16 protein-coding genes and 1 CRISPR repeat array are annotated in these 20,029 nt (G+C 42.7%); of the genes, 8 read left to right on the forward strand and 8 right to left on the reverse strand.

The window, feature by feature from the left end; genetic code table 11:
- The first annotated feature begins 122 nt into the window (after positions 1-122).
- Entirely contained in the window at positions 123-1,418 is a 1,296-nt protein-coding gene (purB, locus tag CDG79_RS17940; protein WP_094343335.1) for an adenylosuccinate lyase, read from the forward strand.
- A gap of 193 nt (positions 1,419-1,611) precedes the next feature.
- Positions 1,612-2,142: a DUF4126 domain-containing protein gene (locus CDG79_RS17945; RefSeq protein WP_094343336.1), complete on the forward strand. Its 531-nt coding sequence runs from the start codon at positions 1,612-1,614 to the stop codon at positions 2,140-2,142.
- A 711-nt stretch (positions 2,143-2,853) separates the two neighbouring features.
- On the opposite strand, the gene hemH is transcribed toward CDG79_RS17945, so the two are convergent.
- Positions 2,854-4,020, reverse strand: a complete 1,167-nt coding sequence (gene hemH / locus CDG79_RS17950) for a ferrochelatase (RefSeq protein WP_094343337.1) — start codon at positions 4,018-4,020, stop codon at positions 2,854-2,856.
- Positions 4,021-4,114: 94 nt separating this feature from the next.
- On the opposite strand from hemH, the gene CDG79_RS17955 reads away from it, so the two are divergent.
- Both CDG79_RS17955 and CDG79_RS17960 read left to right on the forward strand, forming a co-directional pair.
- Positions 4,115-4,756, forward strand: coding sequence for a class I SAM-dependent methyltransferase (locus tag CDG79_RS17955; RefSeq protein WP_094343338.1), 642 nt, complete (start codon positions 4,115-4,117; stop codon positions 4,754-4,756).
- Between the two features lie 276 nt (positions 4,757-5,032).
- Positions 5,033-6,017: direct repeats of the CRISPR family, unit length 37 nt; unit sequence GTTTCAATCCCTAATAGGGATTTTGATGAATTGCAAT.
- Between the two features lie 577 nt (positions 6,018-6,594).
- Positions 6,595-7,428, forward strand: coding sequence for a dienelactone hydrolase family protein (locus CDG79_RS17960; protein ID WP_094343339.1), 834 nt, complete (start codon positions 6,595-6,597; stop codon positions 7,426-7,428).
- A gap of 385 nt (positions 7,429-7,813) precedes the next feature.
- Here CDG79_RS17960 and CDG79_RS17970 read toward each other — a convergent pair whose 3' ends face one another.
- On the reverse strand, positions 7,814-10,930 hold the full coding sequence (locus tag CDG79_RS17970; protein WP_094343341.1) for a hypothetical protein: 3,117 nt from the start codon (positions 10,928-10,930) through the stop codon (positions 7,814-7,816).
- Between the two features lie 384 nt (positions 10,931-11,314).
- Between CDG79_RS17970 and CDG79_RS17975 the strand changes: the two genes are divergently transcribed.
- Entirely contained in the window at positions 11,315-11,521 is a 207-nt protein-coding gene (locus CDG79_RS17975) for a KGK domain-containing protein (RefSeq protein WP_223278194.1), read from the forward strand.
- Positions 11,522-11,620: 99 nt separating this feature from the next.
- Here CDG79_RS17975 and cobJ read toward each other — a convergent pair whose 3' ends face one another.
- On the reverse strand, positions 11,621-13,342 hold the full coding sequence (gene cobJ / locus CDG79_RS17980) for a precorrin-3B C(17)-methyltransferase (protein ID WP_094343343.1): 1,722 nt from the start codon (positions 13,340-13,342) through the stop codon (positions 11,621-11,623).
- Between the two features lie 264 nt (positions 13,343-13,606).
- Between cobJ and CDG79_RS17985 the strand changes: the two genes are divergently transcribed.
- Both CDG79_RS17985 and CDG79_RS17990 read left to right on the forward strand, forming a co-directional pair.
- Positions 13,607-13,855, forward strand: a complete 249-nt coding sequence (locus CDG79_RS17985) for a helix-turn-helix domain-containing protein (RefSeq protein WP_094343352.1) — start codon at positions 13,607-13,609, stop codon at positions 13,853-13,855.
- A 98-nt stretch (positions 13,856-13,953) separates the two neighbouring features.
- The gene (locus tag CDG79_RS17990) at positions 13,954-14,526 is read left to right on the forward strand and encodes a restriction endonuclease (RefSeq protein WP_223278195.1); all 573 of its coding nucleotides are present in this window, start codon (positions 13,954-13,956) and stop codon (positions 14,524-14,526) included.
- 14 nt (positions 14,527-14,540) lie between these two features.
- Here the strand turns inward: CDG79_RS17990 and CDG79_RS17995 are convergent, their stop codons facing one another.
- The 4 genes from CDG79_RS17995 to CDG79_RS18010 form a co-directional block, all read right to left on the reverse strand.
- Positions 14,541-15,641 (reverse strand): DNA-methyltransferase, encoded by a 1,101-nt coding sequence (locus CDG79_RS17995; RefSeq protein ID WP_094343345.1) that lies wholly within the window; start codon positions 15,639-15,641, stop codon positions 14,541-14,543.
- Positions 15,642-15,687: 46 nt separating this feature from the next.
- Entirely contained in the window at positions 15,688-15,906 is a 219-nt protein-coding gene (locus tag CDG79_RS18000; protein WP_094343346.1) for a type II toxin-antitoxin system HicB family antitoxin, read from the reverse strand.
- 77 nt (positions 15,907-15,983) lie between these two features.
- Positions 15,984-16,373, reverse strand: a complete 390-nt coding sequence (locus CDG79_RS18005; protein WP_094343347.1) for a hypothetical protein — start codon at positions 16,371-16,373, stop codon at positions 15,984-15,986.
- A 40-nt stretch (positions 16,374-16,413) separates the two neighbouring features.
- Entirely contained in the window at positions 16,414-17,913 is a 1,500-nt protein-coding gene (locus CDG79_RS18010) for an acyl--CoA ligase (RefSeq protein ID WP_094343348.1), read from the reverse strand.
- 236 nt (positions 17,914-18,149) lie between these two features.
- On the opposite strand from CDG79_RS18010, the gene CDG79_RS18015 reads away from it, so the two are divergent.
- Entirely contained in the window at positions 18,150-19,292 is a 1,143-nt protein-coding gene (locus CDG79_RS18015; protein WP_094343349.1) for a BMP family ABC transporter substrate-binding protein, read from the forward strand.
- Between the two features lie 79 nt (positions 19,293-19,371).
- Here the strand turns inward: CDG79_RS18015 and CDG79_RS18020 are convergent, their stop codons facing one another.
- Positions 19,372-19,833, reverse strand: a complete 462-nt coding sequence (locus CDG79_RS18020; protein ID WP_094343350.1) for a hypothetical protein — start codon at positions 19,831-19,833, stop codon at positions 19,372-19,374.
- Positions 19,834-20,029: the final 196 nt, after the last annotated feature.

Below are 20,029 nucleotides of genomic sequence, written 5' to 3' on the forward strand. Positions count from 1 at the left end.
TTCTTTCTTCCTTGTCTCCCTTGTCTTCCTTGTCCCCCTTGTCCCTCTGCGACGGAATATTTTTTTACTTGGAAATCCCTAATTAGACTGTAAAATATGACGGTTGTATTCTGTGCCGAATTGTGATTGAGCGTTATACTTTGCCCGAAATGGCTAATCTATGGAGTGAAGCCTATAAACTAAAAACTTGGCTGCAAGTCGAGATTGCTGTTTGTGAGGCTCAAGCTGAACTGGGTTACATTCCATCTCAGGCGGTTGAGGAAATCAAGGCTAAGGCAGATTTTGACCCCAAGCGAGTGTTGGAAATTGAGGCTGTAGTCCGCCATGATGTCATCGCTTTCTTGACAAATGTCAATGAATATGTAGGTGATGCCGGACGCTACATTCACCTGGGTTTAACTAGTTCGGATGTTTTGGATACAGCTTTAGCACTGCAATTGGTTGCCAGCCTGGATCTATTATTACAACGTTTGGAAGATTTGATTGAGGTAATTCGCCAAAAAGCACGGGAACATCGTCATACAGTCATGGCTGGCCGATCGCATGGTATTCACGCTGAACCGATTACTTTTGGTTTCAAGCTAGCTGGCTGGTTAGCAGAAGTGTTGCGACACCAAGAACGCTTGAGAATTCTCCGCCAAACGATCGCTGTGGGTAAGATTTCTGGTGCAGTGGGAACTTACGCCAATGTTGAACCCCGTGTAGAAGCGATCGCTTGCCAAAAACTCGGACTCCAACCCGATACGGCTTCAACACAAGTTATTTCCCGCGATCGCCACGCCGACTACGTGCAACAATTAGCCTTGGTAGCGGCAACCATCGAACGTTTTGCTGTAGAAATTCGCAATCTGCAAAAAACAGACGTTCTGGAAGTTGAAGAATTTTTCGCCAAAGGTCAAAAAGGCTCCTCAGCTATGCCACACAAGCGCAACCCCATCCGTTCGGAACGGCTGACGGGAATGGCGCGACTAGTCAGAAGTCATGCTGGTGCAGCATTAGAAAACGTTGCACTCTGGCATGAGAGGGATATTTCCCACAGTTCTGTAGAACGGGTAATTTTGCCAGATGCTTGTACTTTGACGCATTTTATGTTGTCAGAAATAACCGACTTGGTAAAAAACCTGTTGGTCTATCCTGAGAACATGGCACGAAATCTCAACTGCTACGGCGGCGTTGTGTTCAGCCAAAAAGTGCTACTTGCCTTAATAGACAAGGGAAGCAACCGAGAAGAAGCTTATGCGATCGTTCAAGAAAGCGCTCATATTGCTTGGAACAAACCAGGAGGGAATTTCCAGGACTTAATTAGCAAAGATCCTCGCGTTACCGAAAAGTTGTCCCCAACAGAACTAGAAGTCTGTTTCGATCCCCAACAGCATCTCCAGCATTTAGAAGAAGTTTACCAACGATTGGGAATTTAGGATTAATTGGCCTGTGCTGTAGGGGCAATTAATGAATTGCCCCTACAGCGGATAGTAAAGAATATAAAAATATCAAAAATCTCTAGTATTACTTCCTGAATACTGTCTGCTTGATGCTGGAATTATCGCCAGCACTGGGTAATATAAATAACAGATATTTACTTATTTATTTATTAGTACTACGAGTGCTTTAATGATTGAAATCCTAGCCACACTTTCTGCATCTGCGGCAGCAGGAATGAGAATAGGCATACCTTTGCTGATTATTGGATTATTGCAAGGTAGTGACTTATGGTCACAAGTTCCAGTTTTATCTCACATTTCCCCACCAATATTGTTAGGCTGCCTCACCTTTTGGTCTTTATTTGAATTATTAGCCTCAAAAAAACTATGGGGGCAAAGATTATTACAACTGGTTCAGTTATTCATGTCTCCCATTGTGGGGGCAATTATGGGTTTAGCAGTAGCTAATGCAACAGCAACACCAGATTGGCTGATTGCTTGTATTGGTGGTTCGTTAGCTTTAGTACTCCAGCTAGTTCAAGTTGGTTGGTTTTATCGGTTACGTGGCTTACCCTTGTGGGCAGTCTTTCTTCAAGATACGTTGTGTATTGCTCTAGTCCTTTTTGCCTTTGATGCTCCCTGGCAAGGAGGATTAATTGCTTTAATACTGCTCTGGTTTGCAGTTCGTAGCGCTAAACAGTGGTATGACTGGTATCACTAAACCCCAACGACACTCAGAATTGCCAGTTATTTAATCATGGTAAAATGTTGTTCGCTAGTCAAATCAGTAATTAACTCAATGAATGTAGAAATTAGCAATTGTCGGTAAACAATAATAATATTTACCTTAATTCTACCTTATCTACAAGCGATGTCTGCGACGGGCTACGCCTACGCACTATTTCAGGCAACCCGGACTTAAGTCATCTATAGATTTTTTAACTAATCGTGGAAGATGACTATTAGGAACTTGTTTCACAAAACTCAGAGTATCTTTATACACAGAACATGATTTCTCAGTTTGCCCCAATTTTTCGTATGCAACGCCCATCTGCCAAAGAGGTACTATTCTCAACTAAGGCATCAAGTAAAAATAAGTAGTGCGAGCATCTTGCTCGCGCGGGCAAGATGCCCGCACTACAAATATTAAATTGTTCAACTTATTTTTACACGACTCCTAAGGAGAGAGAGCGTGAGACAGGATAAAGTTTTGCATTTTATTTAATCCACGTTCCTTAAGAGTGAGGAGTTTTGTTTAGGGAACTCCAAAAAATAAATTATTCAATTTGTCTACTCAACTAGACTTCTTTCTTCCTTGTCTCCCTTGTCTTCCTTGTCCCCCTTGTCCCTCTGCGACGGAATATTTTTTTACTTGGAAATCNCCTTATCTCCTTCATCTCCCCCTGCCTCTGTGCCTCTTCCCCAAAATTTTTTACTGCAAAAGCCCAATCATGTGCAAGAAGCCATGACCTGTAATTAGCTCAATGATTAAGGCAATAAAGCCCAGCATAGCAATCCGACCATTCCAGACTTCAGCGCTAGTAGTTAGCCCCCATTCCCAACGTTCTTGGGGATACATTTTCACCATTTTTTTCATTTGGGCAGCTTGCGAAAGCTTGAAGCTGGGGTTTTTCAGCGCATCAATCACTAAGTCTGCAAGTGCATTAATAAATACTGGATGGGTATTAGGAGCAGGAACGCGGCGGAAGTTGTGAATTCCTGATTCTTCTGCTACTTCCCGATACTCAATATCAATTTCTTGCAGTGTCTCAATATGCTCTGAGACAAAACTGATTGGCACGACAACCAAATCTTTAACACCTTGTGCGCCTAGTTCTTTAAGCGCATCTTCAGTATAGGGTTGCAGCCATTCGACTGGGCCGACACGACTTTGGTAAGCTAAGGTGTGGGCATTGGGACGATTGAGGGTCTGCATAATTAGAGCAGTACATTCTTCAATTTCTTGCTGGTAAGGGTCGCCAGCTTCTTCAACATAGCTTTTAGGAACACCGTGAGCGCTGAAGAATATATGAACCTCATCTGGGTTAGGATACTGCTCAAGTTCTTGGGCTATGAGTTCCGCCATTGCTTGGAGGTAGCCTGGTTGTTTGTACCAAGAAGGAATAACGGTGTATTCAATGGGCTGAAGTTTTGGGTCTTCTTGCCAAAGTTTATCTAAAAGCCGGAAGCTGGAACCACTAGTACTGATAGAAAACTGGGGATATAGTGGTAATATAACCAGGTGTTCTACATTATCTTGGGTAATCTGTGCGATCGCTTCTTCTGTATAGGGGTGCCAATAACGCATTCCCACATAGATATCGGCTTCTTGCCCTAAATAAGCCAACTGTTCTTTTAAAGCTTCCCCTTGCGCTTCTGTGATCCGTCGTAGTGGGGAACCGCCACCGATTTGCTTATAATTCTCTTGAGATGTTCTGGTTCGCCGCGAGGCAATAAACCAGGCTAGGGGCTTTTGCAACCAGCGAAACGGTAGGCGAATAATTTCCGGATCGGAAAATAGGTTATACAAAAACGGCCCGACATCTTCTAGCTTATCGGGGCCACCGAGATTGAGTAATAAGACGCCTACACGACCCATAGCTGTTACTTTCCCCCAATCTTTTCAGATTTTTTACTAATGTTAACAATATATCTTTATTAAATAATAAAGCTTAATAGCAAGGAAATATGCAATGGCAACAATTTTAAGGGATTGGAGTTACCGCTATCAGTGGTTGTATGATGGTATCTCTCGTTTAGCAGCCTTAAGTGTAGGTGGTGAAGCGCGTTTTCGGCAACTTGCTTTGCAAGGCTTAACAATTCACTCAGATACTCAGGTTTTAGATTTATGTTGCGGTAGTGGTCAAACAACGCATTATTTGGTGAAAAATTCACAAAATGTAACAGGATTGGACGCTTCACCTAAGTCTTTGGAACGAGCGCAGTTAAATGTCCCTGAAGCTTCTTATGTGGAAGCTTTTGCCGAGGAGATGCCATTTGCAGATAATCTGTTTGATGTGGTGCATACCAGTGTTGCATTGCACGAGATGCAGCCTCAGCAGTTGCGAAAAATTATTAATGAAGTTTATCGGGTGCTGAAGCCAGGAGGGGTATTTACGCTGATAGATTTTCACGCTCCTACAAATCCGATATTTTGGCCTGGGATATCACTGTTTTTGTTGTTGTTTGAGACGGAAACAGCTTGGCAATTGTTGAAAACTGATTTGGCTAGATTATTAACTGAGGTTGGATTTGATGAGAGTGAGCCAATTTTATATTCTGGCGGTAGTTTGCAAGTGATACAGGCGAAGAAGTCAAGCATAACGCCTAAATAATAGCAGATATCTTAACCTGCTTTATAGGAATCCTGTTTGATTTGGAGAAAAGATATGTAGGGGAGCCAGTCGTGTGGGCGGGTTTACCGACTTGGGCGTTAGCGTAGCGGTAGCGACTGTGCGTAGCGTAACTGGCGTTGTGTTAGCGACAGCATAACGCACCAAACCCTCGATAATGGTGCGTTACGAACTGCGTTCTAACACACCCTACAATACCTAATTTTGTTCAAAAATCAAATATGATTCCTATCTCAATCTAAAGATGGGTAATTGTTATATTCAATCCCTAATAGGGATTTTGATGAATTGCAATATTTTCTCCCCAACAAAAAGCCCCGGCTACAGTCATGTTTCAATCCCTAATAGGGATTTTGATGAATTGCAATTGCATTCCATCACTGATTAAAATGGCTTCCCGGTTGTTTCAATCCCTAATAGGGATTTTGATGAATTGCAATCAGATTTCGTTGGTGCCATTTAAAGGGAAGTGTAGTTTCAATCCCTAATAGGGATTTTGATGAATTGCAATCCTCTTATGGCAACGCGTGCGAGAATCGGATATTTGATGTTTCAATCCCTAATAGGGATTTTGATGAATTGCAATTAGGTTTAAAAGATGTCAGAACTTTTTACAGTTCTGTTTCAATCCCTAATAGGGATTTTGATGAATTGCAATTTCTAGGTTGAAGTTTGCAAGCCAAATAAGTGTCGGTTTCAATCCCTAATAGGGATTTTGATGAATTGCAATTTGCTTGTCAAGCTTTTTAGAGCCGCTTTTATTTTTCTGTTTCAATCCCTAATAGGGATTTTGATGAATTGCAATCAGAGACGGCAGCTAAAGCAATGGGAGCAAGAGCCTGGTTTCAATCCCTAATAGGGATTTTGATGAATTGCAATGATTCACAACCGAAGTTTGAGCTAATGCCGGGATTGAGTTTCAATCCCTAATAGGGATTTTGATGAATTGCAATAAACAGCGGCTAGGGCAATAGGGGCAAGAGCCTGGTTTCAATCCCTAATAGGGATTTTGATGAATTGCAATGTGTTGAGGTAACATTTTTATCCTTGTGTTATCTGTTTCAATCCCTAATAGGGATTTTGATGAATTGCAATCTTCATTTTAGTTACCCATTACTTGCAACAGGAATTCGTTTCAATCCCTAATAGGGATTTTGATGAATTGCAATTTTAACTTTTATTATTTGTGGTTCAGTAGGTTCAACAGTTTCAATCCCTAATAGGGATTTTGATGAATTGCAATAGCAAGAGCCTGAAACCCCGGCTGTATTTAGTTTTCAAGGTGCAGTTGCGCGATTGTTGAGTAATCATAGCATTAGAGAATTCGTTTGGAAAGAGTGCCAGGAAAATTTAAAAGCTGAAATCGTTTTTTGATAAGGATTTCAGAGATTGCGCGGATGAAGATTAAGCGACAAGTGGGTTGAAAGCCCTACTGTAATTGGGATAGAAGCGCTTTTTTGGGGCTGTGAAATTTGTACACCTACCCTTTCGCGCATTTTAGGGATTTCCAAGTAAAAAAATATTCCGTCGCAGAGGGACAAGGGGGACAAGGAAGACAAGGGAGACAAGGAAGAAAGAAGTCTAGTTGAGTAGACAAATTGAATAATTTATTTTTTGGAGTTCCCTTATTCGGATAGAAACCTAACTATATTTTCCAATACATCGGCTTTCGCCTGACAACAGCCACAGAGCAAAGAAAGCTTGGACAGCAAACGAAGCTAATATTACGGTAAACTTATTCATAAATTGTAATATCTAGTTGTCGTATTACTGTACTGACTAATTAACAATAAAGTTTTTGCCAATTTAAGGTAGAGATGATGAAAGAAATAACACGCCGCAAATTTATCGCAACAACCACCTTGGCGACGGGTTTTGCCTTGGCAGTGCAACCAATTTCTGCTCAAGTGATTACCACCGAGGCTAAGGGTTTAGTAGCTGGTGCAGTGAAAATTCCTGTCAAAGATGGCACAATTCCCGCCTATAGAGCAGTACCTGCTACTGGTGAAAATTTCCCAATTGTCCTGGTAATCCAAGAAATATTTGGTGTACACGAGCATATTCAGGATATCACCCGACGTTTTGCTAAGTTGGGGTATTTAGCGATCGCACCCGAATTATTCTTCCGTGAAGGTGATGTCACTAAGTTAAGCAATATAGACGAAATTCGCCCAATTGTCGCCAAAGTGCCAGATGCTGAAGTTTTATCCGATCTTGATGCCACGGTAAAATGGGCTGTGAAATCAGCTAAGGGTAATGCTGATAAATTAGCGATTACAGGCTTCTGCTGGGGTGGCCGCATTACCTGGTTGTATGCAGCACACAATCCCAAGGTGAAGGCAGGTGTAGCGTGGTACGGACGATTAGTGGGCGATGCTACTGAACTTCAGCCCAAATATCCCATTGATATTGCATCAAAACTAACAGTCCCCATTCTCGGACTCTATGGTGGCAAGGATACGGGTATTCCTCTTGATACAGTAGAACAGATGCGCGATCGCTTAAAGTCTAGCAGCAGCAAATCTGAAATCATTGTCTACCCCGATGCGCCCCACGCATTTTTTGCTGATTATCGCCCCTCCTACCGTGAGAAAGAAGCTAAGGACGGTTGGAAACATCTTTTGGAATGGTTTAAGAAGTATGGCGTGTCATAGTCGAGGATCGGGAAGCAATATTTTCCTCACTCCCCCATTAGGCTACGGTGTACACACAAGTTGACCAGTATAGGTTTCAACTCTTCTAGTAGTTTCGTAGGGTGCGTTATGGACACACCAAAATAACAAATGCGTATGCCGAAATAACAAATGCGTATGCCGAAATAACAAATGCGTACACCGAAATAACAAATGAGTATGCCGAGCTTAGAGTTAGAGCAATTATATTCGCTCTGATACAAACGATAAAGTCAAATCAAGATTTTGAAACCCACGGAGGTGGGTAAAGCTCGTGTAGACGCGGTTTCTAACCGCCCTTTTAATGCTCCATAGAAAAGCCTCCCATATCGGGAGGCTTAAAAGTGAGCGGAGACAACTTGTGAAACTACGGCCTTGCAGCCATCGCTCCTCCTAATGCAGCGAAAACGGCGGAGACGGATGCTGTGGCAAACAACCACCAAGCTGCTGTAGCTGCGGCTTTGCGGGTTTCTTCCGCTTGTCGCTGTGCTTGCTGCTTCACCTGTTCTAGGCGGCGTTGGGCTTCTTGCTGGATGCGTTCTGCACGTTGCAATACTGTGTTGCGGGCCCGTTCAATTTGGTCAACGATCCGGTTGGCATCTTCCTCAGAGATGTCCTCACGAGAACTCATAATTGCCACTAAGGTATCACGATCGAAAGAAGATAGGCGATCGCGCAGGGCATCAAACCCTGCTTGAGGATCGTCAAAAAATGTGCGGACATCGCGCTTGATACTATCGTAATTTAATTCTGGGCGATCCAGGGAGTTAAGATAGTTGCGGATGCGGGCAAAAACCCCATCAATTGCATCTTGAATTCCCCGTTGGATATTCCGCACTTGTTCTACAAATTGATCCCTGACGGATACAATGCTATCGGCAATCCGCGCTGCTTCTTCATCAGACATATCTTCCCGAATTTTCAGCAGGGCGATGATGGTAGAACGGTCAAACTGGGAAAGGCGATCGCTAAAACTTTCTACCCCAACTCGCGGATCGTGCAAAAGGAGTTGCAGGTCGCGTTTGATACCTTCTGGGTTCAGTTCTTCTTTGCCAGTTTGGCGCAGATACTCTTCTAGATAAGCTTTGAATGTTTCCGCTCTTTGCTGGGTGCGGGTAGCTAAACGACGAGGCGCACGCACAAAGTTACGAATTGAAGTTTGGGTGGAATCAATGATTTCATTGACTTGTTGTTCGCTTAAATCTTGACGTTGACTGAGCAATTTCACCAGTGTATCTCGGTCTACCTGCGATAACCGCCGCCGTAGTGCGACGGCTCCCTCTTTGGGATTTTCAAACAATCTGGTCAAATCTCGCTGAATTCCTTCAGGATTCAGTTCTTGTTTACCAGTATTACGTAGGTAATCTGCGATCGTTGTAGTAACAGAGTCGTATTGCTCTTTGGCTTTATCCACTACAGCTTGGGGTGTGTGGCGAATGTTATGCCACGACTCCTCAGCCGAATTGATGATTTGATTGACTTGTTCTTCACTCAAATCTTGCCGTTGACTCAACAATTGCACCAAGGTATCGCGGTCAAAGCGAGACAACCGCGCCCGAATTGAGGTAATTCCAGCTTGGGGATCTTCTAGTAGCTTTTTGAACTCCGCACGGATGGCATCAGGATTCAGTTCTGATTTCCCTGTATTACGCAGATATGATTCTACATTCAGCCACAGGGTTTCTGCTTGATATTGTGCTTGTTCAGCTAATCCTTTAGATTCTACCAAGACGCGATCGCGTTGTTTTTCCAACTCGTCCAGAATGCTATCTACTTCATATAGCTGGACATCATTACGTTGGAGCAATATCTCCCGAATTTCTTGCCGTTCAACGTGCGCCAGTCGCAATGTCAGGGTTTCATAATCTGCATCTGGGTCTTGCAACAGTGGTTTGAAATTCTGTTCAATGCCTTCTGGTGTCAAATCTGCTTTCGGGGTAACGAGCAGATAACTTTCCACCGCGCGTTGCAGGTCTTGGACTATATCTCTTTCTTCAATACCTGTAACTATCACCAGCACATCTTTGCGGACAAATTCTAGCCGATCTGCAATGCGCTGAATTTGGGTTTGGGTAAGCAATCCCCGTTGTTGGAGAATTTTGACGAAATCGTTACGGGATAGCCGTTCTAGTTCTCTGCGGACTATTCCAGGGTCGGCTGCTGGGTCGTAGATGACATCACGAAATTCTTGGGCGATTTTTTCTGGACTTAGTTGCCAAGCATAAGTGTTGTAGAGGTAGTTTTCGATATCAGAGCGAATTGGACTATAGGGTTGTGATGGTGTTGGCAAACCTAGCTTATCTGCTTGTTGGGTGACTTTATCTTTGGCGGTGGTGAGACTACCCAAGATTTTTTCCACATCTAAATCAGATAAATCTGCCCGTCCCAATACAATGCCAGTTAAGGCGGATAGTCCTTGCTGGAGTGTACTTTGAATTGGCCCAGTAGATGCCTTTTGGTCGGTTTCTTTGGAACCACGTGTTTCTGCAACTAATCGATCCAGCTTGGCGTTAAGTTCATCTGTCTTGCTTTGTCCTGCTGGAAGTGATTTCAGATAGTCCATTAATTCACCCATCCGGTCTTCGGTGGGTGAATGCTGACTCACTACCTGTTGCCAAACTTTATACAAAGTATCAGCAATGCGGCTAACGTCTTTTTTGGAAAGGTCGGTGCGGCTGCTGACTAACTCGATAAATTTTTGGCGGTCGATGTTGCGAATATCTTGAGTCCCGGCGATCGCTTTTAATTGCGGATCGTTGAGTAAATTTTCAAAATCACCCCGAATTTTCGACACATCCAATTCTGGTGGACGTAGCTTATCTAAATAATCTTCTATGTTTTCCCGAATACTTCCAGGGTCGATGCCGCTTCCTAGTTCTCGGCGGATGGCGGCGGCGGCGGCTTCAGCTGTTGCGACAACTTGATTATTGACAGCTTTTGCGCCTAGTGCGGCTGTAGCTGTGCCCATAATCGCCTGAAAACCAGAAGTTGCCGTATTTACGACTGAGCCAATTAAGGAACCCACAGTAGTGGAACTTACCCAAACCAGGAGTAAAAAGTAAGCACCCCAAATTACCAAACCGAGGATTGCTCCTAAGCCTGGATCTAAGATTACAAGGCTTAATTTCACAGCCAGAAAACAGGCAATTAATAAAGCGATCGTTACAGTGACTAACGTCCAAATCCCTACTGCTGTGCCGATTTTCCGAATGCTGCCGCCCAAACTTCCAACTTCCCCAGAATCTGAATCCGAGTCAGATGAGTGCCCCAGGTAGGAAATACCGGCTGCAAGGGAGAGATTAGTTAAAACTAATTGGAAAGCAAAGGCTAGAATCACGCCGGAGATTAAAGCCACAAAAAAGCGCGGCCCCGAAGTGAGAACTGATGCCTGTGCTGGCGTGACATTTGAGGGATCTACTGGAACCTGTGCCACCCACAATAGTGGTTTGTAGAGTCCCAACATGATTTCCGTACTTTGGAACATTGTATTTCCTTCTACTAAGTTTAAATTTGGGGAATTAAGATTTTCTTGAGAAGCAACTCTTAGTATTTTCGTCTGTATCTATGGCAATACCTAACTGTTTAGTTCAGAATCGTGGAATTTAGCTGTTTAAAGCATCTCCCCAAAGGCTGAAAACTCTATCCAGCGAAAGATATAACTTTTACTATCTCTTGGTGAAAGCTTAATCAAAATTGCAAATTACTATTAATTTATTAGTGTTTATATTTAATTTTAATTCTTTAGGTAATGCTAACCAAATAATCTAACAAACGTTGAGCTTGCAAATCACAATTCGCAATTCGCAATTAAAAAACTTAGATATAGCAACCCTTTCAGTGTTTACATCTGTTTCATGATTTTAGTGAATTGGTATTACAAGAAGATGAGGCTTCAGCCTGGGCTGCCAATGGTGTAAACTGTAAGCTTTTACTAGCTCAGGGTGGCAGCTGGCAAAAAGGTAAAATCCGAATCCGCTTTGAGTTTATTCCTGACAAGCCAACATCAACAAAACCAGTGATTCTTACTAACTCGACATCTCCACTGGACGATCTGCGATCGCACCTAGAGGTCTAACAGTCACAAATGCATCGCCTGCTAGCAGATAGGAAGCGATATATCCATGAGAAAGCTGTCCTTGCTAAAGCAGCTAGGATGGCTTTAATCTCGTACTTTCTATTCGATATAGCGACGCGGTGTATAAACCCAGAGATTACCATCACTACGCTTGATAGTTCGGGTTTTTGTGGAACCAATGAGAATAATTGTCCGCATATCAGCGCTTGCTGGTGTTAACTGGTCAAGTGCGATCGCTTTCACCGTTTGTCCTGGTCTGCCGAGATTCCGCGCCAATACTACTGGGGTATCTGGTGTTCTATGTCTCAGCAAAATATTTCTTGCTTCAGCCAGTTGCCAGGTACGCTCTTTGGAAACAGGATTGTAGAAGGCAATGACGAAATCAGCCTCAGCAGCAGCAGTAATTCGTTGGGCGATCGCAGACCAAGGCTTCAAGATATCAGATAGGGAAATAGCACAGAAGTCATGTCCAAGGGGCGCACCAATGGCTGCTGCGGCTGCCTGCATAGCTGAAATACCTGGTGCTACATGAATATCGATACTTTCCCATTCGGGTTTGGCATAGCGATCGCATACTTCAAAAACTGCTGTTGCCATTGCATAGATACCAGGGTCGCCAGATGAAACCACAGCTACATATCGCCCAGATGCTGCCAAATCAAGTGCAAAAGTTGCCCGTGCTTCTTCTTCGCGGTTGTCAGACTCATGGCGTTGTTTGCCATCAGCCAGAGAACCGATTAAATCCAAATAAGTTTTATAACCCACTAGGTCAGTTGCCGACTTCAGTATCTCCTTCACTTCGGGAGACATCCATTGCGAACCACCGGGACCAGTGCCAATAATCGCTAACCGTCCGCGTGGCTGACCGATAGTGTTGGGGTCAATTGGTTGGGGGGCAATGGCGATCGCCACGTCAGCAGATGAGGAAGATAAGAAAGATGTGCCTGTGGCTGCGATCGCTGCTGCTTGAGCGGGGCTATAACCTTGTGATAACAGACTTTCTAGCTGATTTGGGGTAAAAAAGCGGGCAGGTACTCCCAAGGCGCTAGCTAAGGCGTGAATGGTTGAATTGGTGGCGGCGGTGATGGGTGCAAATATCCCAGCTACTGATGCTTTTTCTAGTTTGGCATCAGCTAGTAGCTGTTGTACTAAAGTTACTGGATTATCAATGGTGTCATTAATTGCGATCGCGATCGTTGCTGGGTGATACACAAGACAGTTGGCTGTAGGAGTCACCAAACGTTCGGTAACTTGAATGGTCAAATCTCCCTTTGGATCTATGGGGAGTTTACTATCACTCAACCAAGGTGCTATTCCTTCTAGTTTAACTTGCGCCCCGGCTAGCACATCTGAGATAAATTTCTTAGCATCGTCTGGGTTTGCTAAATGGTATCCGGGGGGAGGAGACAACAGCGTTGTACCCAAACGTAAATAGCCTGTAGTCGTAATTGCAGGCTTGACATCAAGCACTTCGGCAATGCGACGGGCTAAATCGTTTACTCCACCAAGTCCGCCCAACAGGGGGACAACAGCACTACCATCTTCAGCCACAGCTAACACTGGTGGTTCCTGTTGTTTATCCGAAAGTAGGGGGGCTAGCGTCCTAATTAAAATGCCGGCGGCACAAATGCCAATTAGCGGCGTTCCCTGAGCAAATAACTCGCGCAACGTTTCACCAAAATTAGTAAAGCTGACATCAACTCCAGATGTGCGACCCGCTAGACCGTATAGTGTCGCCCCTGGTAGAACGCTGATGATTTTGCGTGCAACTGTGACGCTATTTTGACCTAGTATTACAATGGCGGGTGCAACGTTAATCATAAAACTTCTTTTATATGGATATCTTAAAAAGTCGATATCCTTAAAATGAAACCACAGATTTAGTCATAAAAAGACTTACCGTTTACAAGGTTCGGGAATTCAGAGTGTGCGGGCTTCTCTACGGGCGTGCTATCTTCGTAACATATTTCTAAAACCTTTTTTGGGTTAATCCCATATTAGGTTTTAGAATTTAACAGAGTTTAGGAATATGTACTAACTCTCATTGAGATCGAATAAATCATCGCCAGAAAAAGGCAAGTGAAAGTGCCTAAATCAGTTTTCAGCGAAGAGTACAATCGGTTTCGCCACCTACTTATCGAAGCCCGGAAAGCTGCCAAGCTCACTCAAGCAGAGTTGTCGGCAAAGTTAGAGCTTCCGCAATCCTATGTATCAAAGTATGAACGTGGAGAGCGTCGTCTTGATGTAATTGAATTTTTACAAGTTGCCGAAGTCCTTGAAATAGATCCACTTGCTTTTATCGAAGAACTGCTGAAATACCCAAAGGAGATATAACAATCATTATTCAATATGTTGACTTTAATGCGGCAGATACAATCATTAATACCCAATACAAGAACGAATGGCATGAGATTAGTACTACTCTCACTAGAATGCCTTTACACATCAAGGCTTCAGATCAAGCTGGAATTCAAGGTAATGCAATATTCGATCCAGTGGGTACTAATGAATACATTAAAGCAGCCTTTATTCATAATAGCTGGCAATCAAATATACCTATTCCAGCACCTTATAGATTTTTAGGTACAGATGTTGATTTTGCTAAAAGTGGTATCATCATTGAAATTCAATTTTCTAACTATCCCTTCCTACTCAATAACACTTTACGCTCAGAATTGTTCTTCAAAGCTAAAACTGAATTTGTTGGATACCCGACGAATCTGGTAATTTTTGTGACAAAAGCTCTAATGTTTCCTGCTTCTAATAGTACTCTTTATTATGAGCAAGCTGTTAATCAGTTAACAGCTTTGGCTAAATACCAAGTTTTTGATTTACCAATCAGACTGGTTGGATTATTTGAACAACAAAATATAATAGTACCCATCATCTGGACTGAGTATTTATCTAAAAGATATTCTAGAACTGTGAATACTAGAGTTAGTCGTGAATGCGAAATAATTGCTGGACGTTCAGCCCGTAGTCGTTGTCTACTTCGCTTATTGTAAGAATTTATAATATATTAACTCCATAATCTCAGTTCAGTTTGTTCTACTTCTTCTACTTTTGGATTTTGCAAAGGGGTCTTTTTCCCATTACCATTAAGCTTTGGATCTATTGGAATCTCTTCACCTCTGAGATTCGCTGCAAAAGCAGATTCTTCATAGATTAATCTATCTTCCATTTCTTGCAAGTGATACTCTTCTGGATAAATTTTTGCTTTGCTGCGTTCCGAAGCCTTATTTCCTACTTGCACATCAAACTTAAATTTATCAATAGATTGACCAGTTTTTTCAACATAATCGCGCAAGGTTTTTAAATTTGGAAAAAAACCATTTTTATCTGGATTCCCACTGAGACGACGCAATGCAACTTGATGATATTTTGGTTCAATTTCTGAGCCGATAAAATGGCGTTCATGATCTCTCGCAACCACTGCCGCAGTACCAGATCCCATAAATGGATCTAAAACAATATCATTTTTGTTAGTTGTAGCTAATATAATTCGAGCTACCAAGTCTTCTGGAAATTGGCAAGGATGTATAGTCTGTTCTTCATGGTTATGTTTAACATTCCGAAATAGCCAAATATCACCAGGATTTTTACCTTCTGGATTGCATGAAAGTTGCCCCTTCCTATTTCCGCGATAATGTTTCTTATTTTGATACTTTTGCGGAACTCTAATAGCATCTAGATTAAATTTATAATTATCAGATTTAGTAAACCAAAGAATAGTTTCATGTCTACAAGAAAACTTTTTCTGGGCATGAAGACCATGTTGCCTAGCCCATATAATTCGGTTGCGAGGAATTAATCTACATGACTCTAAAATCGGAAAAAAGCGAATATCCAGAGGAAGCAGCATTCCTCGGTCAGAAAAAGCACCAACTTGCCAAAATAGCGAACCTGTATTTTTGAGAATTCGGCTACATTCAAGCAGCACGGCTGTTTGTTCTGCCAAATAAATCTCAAGAGCCTGCCTTGATTCGTATTCTTTGCCTAGATTATAGGGTGGAGAGGATACAACTAAGTCAACACATTCATCTGGCAAATTACTAAGCAGTTGTAAGCTATCCTCTAAGAGAATCTGGTCTAAGGGTAGATTCTCTCTATTAGTCTTCATTACGATACCTACCTTGCAAGTAATACTAGACTTTTGTCATCATAACCTAAAATAGGTTATTAACTAGTTCAACGTCTTTGGGTAGAGAACGTCCTTGTTCTTCGTATTTTTCCTGAATCATTTCAAAAACATAGACAAGTTCAGTACGGGCCTCATCTGGCGTTTGTCCCCAAGCGTGACAACCGGAAATCGCTGGTATATAGGCGACAAATGTACCATTGTTATCGGGACGGATAACAGTGGTGTAGTCTTGTAAAGACTTCATGGGGATAGCCGCAAGTTTGAGTTACACCTTTAGTTTACAGGGATCGCATCTTTCAAAAAATGCGATCGCTTGTTATCTCAATTAGCTTTCCGCTCTTTAAGGACTTGATCTAGCAAACTTCTCGCAGGTTGGGCTTTAGCCAACGCTATTTGATGGTCATTATAAGCCCGAACAAGGCGAGAAAGACTGCTCACCCCTGCCTTGAGTTGCTCAAGTTCTTCACCAGCAACCAGTTCCCCATCCAGCATCCGCCCAATTAACGGTTTGATATCGCCCACTTCCTGCCGGACTTTTTGGAGCTTTTCTAGGCTACTCAACAAGGTTTTGAGTGAGTTCAAGATGTCGTCAATATCTTGCACATCCTCTATTTGTACTGGCAAATCTTCAATTGTCACTGTCTCTTCATCTGATATTGTAGGCAATTCCTGTGCAGATATTTCAGTTTGAACCCCGTTTGGCCGTGCCATTGATGCTTCCTCAAGGAATTTTCCTTAGTGTATCGCTGATTTAGCCGATGTTAAGCAATTTGGCCATAGCTAACCGTTGCAGTTTCCCGGTAGCACCACGAGGTAATTGCTCTAAAATGTGAATTTGCTTCGGAACTTTGAAGTCTGCCAACATAGTTGAACAGTGAGCTAAAAGTTCTTTTTCGCTAGCTTCTCCCTTGAGGACAACAGCAGCGTGGATATCTTCACCTAAAGATTTGTGGGGAACAGCAAAAGCTAAAGCTTCAGCGACGGCGGGATGACGCAGCAAAACATCATCCACTTCTAAAGGAGAAATTTTTTCTCCACCCCGGTTAATCAATTCTTTAATCCGTCCAGTCAAGTGGAGATAGCCGTCTGCATCCAGAGTACCTCGATCTCCTGTGCGGAACCAACCATTTACAAAAGCTGTGGCGTTGGCTTCTGGGTTGTTTTCGTAACCATCAATAACATTGGGTGCTTTTACCACCACCTCGCCCAAGCTTCCCTGAGATAATAGCTTGTCTTCAGAGTCCATAATGCCGACATCCACAGCAAAGCCATAACCTACACTACCTGGTTTCCTGACTTTTGGCGGTAGGGGATTGGTGGTCATTAAGTGGGATGCTTCAGTCATGCTATAAGATTCCACCACGGGAGCATTGAGAGTTGCCTCTAACTGTTCAATGATAATTGGGGGCAAAGAAGCACTACTAGAGCGAATGAAACGAAAGCGGTTAGCTTTGACAATTTCTGAATTACGGCTAGCGCGGGCTAAAATTGTCTGGTGCATAGTTGGCGCTGCGGAGTACCAGGTAGGTTTGTAGGTATCTACGAGTTTCCAAAACTCTAAGGCATTAAAACCATTAGGACAAATTAGTGTGCCGCCCGATGCTAGGGTTGACAGCAAACAACCCACTAATCCGTGAACGTGGAACAGGGGCATTAAGCAAAGTGTAGTGTCAGCTGCGGTGAGTGAGTAAGCACCAATAATGTTGTTGGCTGAGGCAATTAAATTGCGATGACGAATCGGCACACGTTTGGGACGGCTGGTAGTGCCGCTAGTGTGGAGAATCATCGCCAGATCGTCAGCGCTGGGGGGTGCGGGATTCGAGGATTCTATTGGTTTTGAGCCTGTTTTGACTAATTCAAAGCTTAATGTGCCGTCAGTGTTTACCTTGGCATTAATCAGGATCATATTGGGTGCGATCGCAGCAATAGCTGCTTCTGGTTCCCCAGACAAGGTAATCAGTGCATTTGCTTGGGTATCTTCGTAGTAGAAAGCAAATTCTTCTTGCTTGTATTTGGGATTTAAGGGTGCAGCAGTGCCACACAAGGCGGCAGCCAAAAAGGTAATAGCCATTGGTGAACCATTAGTCATAGCAATGGCAATGCGTTCGCCCCGTTTCAATCCAAAGCTGTTGAGTTGAGATACCAATCCAAGAATATTCTCGCGCAATTGCTTATATGTTAGCGATCGCCCCCCAGGCGTAATGAGGGCCAAATGATTGTCTTCCCCTGCTAAAAGCTCAAATAAGTTCATTAAAAACCTCCAGATTAGTAAAATTGGGCATTGGGCATTGGTTATTAATGCTTCTACCTCATTCCCTTCTTTTTATTAAAAAGTATTGTGCTTTTGTATAATATCAACCATTATTTGATTTCTTTTGTTAGTAAGTTGACGGCAAAAAACAAGAGCTAAAATTAAGTCAATAGTGTGTCTATCGTTACTAGAGATCGGAAAAATATTTTTCAGCAACTAAACCCCATCGATAAAATATGGATCGTCGGAATTTTCTAAAGTATGTCACTTTAGCAGGATCTAGTTTTGCCTTAACGAGTTGTATTCAAGGCAAAAATTCCAAATTGCAGGGTGAGGTGTTTCCCTCAGCGTCGCCTGTGGCAGTAAATGAACCTCTCAAGGTGGGATTTGTTTATGTGGATACTGTCGGTGATTTTGGCTGGACTTACGCCCATGATTTAGGCCGCAGAGACATGGAAGCCAATCTTCAAGATAAGGTAAAAACTACCTTTGTCGAAAATGTCAACGAAGATGCTGAAGCCGAAAAAGTGATTCGCCAACTAGCATTAGATGGTAACAAGTTGATTTTTGCAACTTCTTTCGGGTACATGAACCCAACAATTAAAGTTGCCAAGGACTATAGTGATGTTATCTTTGAAGACTGTGCAGGATACAAACGTGCTGCTAATATTGGTACTTATTTAGGACGCATTGAAGAACCGCGTTACTTAACCGGCATGATTGCTGGTAAGATGACAAAATCAAATGTAGTTGGTTTTATTGGCGCATACCCAATTCCAGAAGTAATTCGGGGCATCAGTGCATTCACTCAAGGACTGCGCCTAACAAATCCCCAGGCAAAAGTTAAGGTACTTTGGGTACAAAGTTGGTACGATCCAGCTAAAGAAAGAGAAGCGGCTCAAGCTTTGGTAAATTTAGGTGTAGATGTACTAACGCAGCATACCGACTCTGGTGCTGTTATCCAATTAGCAGAGGAAAAAGGCATTTATGCTTTTGGCTATAACACCGATATGAGTAAGTTTGGTCAAAAAGCCCACTTGACATCAGCTATTAACAAATGGGGTAAATTCTATACAGATAAAGCTTTGTCTGTAATCAATAATACTTGGAAATCTCAAAACGTTTGGGATGGTATTGGTGAAGGAATGGTGGATATTTCCCCGATGAATCAGGTGATTCCGGGGGATGTACAACAACTGGTGAATGCAAAGCGCGATGAGTTTATTCAGGGTACTGCACATCCTTTTGATGGCCCGTTGAAAGACCAAAAAGGCATGGTGCGAGTCCCAAAGGGTAAGGTGTTGGACGATTGGGGACAACTGGCGATGGATTGGTATGTTGAGGGAATTGAAGGAGCAATTCCCAATAGGAAATCCTAGCACTGCTAAACAATACTAGGATTTCTCGTTTTAATTTTTAAATTTAGTGATTGGTGTTGTTAAATTAGCCGCAGCAGAGTTATGAATTAAAAATTTTCTTCAAACTTACTGGCTGCGTTGCCGCCAAATATTGAGCCGACATTTCCGGTGTGAGTAGTTCGATCATAATTTTGTTTTCCAACCAGAACTCAATAACATCAAAAAAAGAGTCGCGGTTACAATGTAATACTCTCCAACCTTCTCGTTTGCCAATCAACTCAATTTTTTCTTGACTAGAAGAAACCGAGATTGCTGCATGAGTAGCTGTGAATCCAGAAGGGGTGGCATCTTCTACAAATGTACACTGCTTATCTCCTTCACCAGGCATTAGCCGAGTTTTTAACGGATAAACTTCAATCCCTGTTCCATGTTCGTCAAGGGGAAAAACCATATAGCTGCCTGGGTTAGGAAAAAAGGGAAAAGCTTGCCCATTCAAGACTTCAGCCAGAACTTCGGCAACGTGTAGGGGGTTTTGAACAGAAATAGATAGGTGATGAATCATACTTAGCGCTCTTTTATTACTCCGAAAAAATAAAATATTGGTAGGTTGGGTTGAACGAAGTGAAACCCAACAAAACCAGAGATTGTTGGTGTTGGGTTTCGTTCCTCAACCCAACCTACGCCTAAATTCATCAAAGTCCTTAAAAATAAGGGTGGATGATTTTTATCCGACGAGAGTCATAAAAGAGCGTTAGTTA

This window comes from Nostoc sp. 'Peltigera membranacea cyanobiont' 232 (assembly GCF_002245985.1).
Lineage (GTDB): Bacteria > Cyanobacteriota > Cyanobacteriia > Cyanobacteriales > Nostocaceae > Nostoc.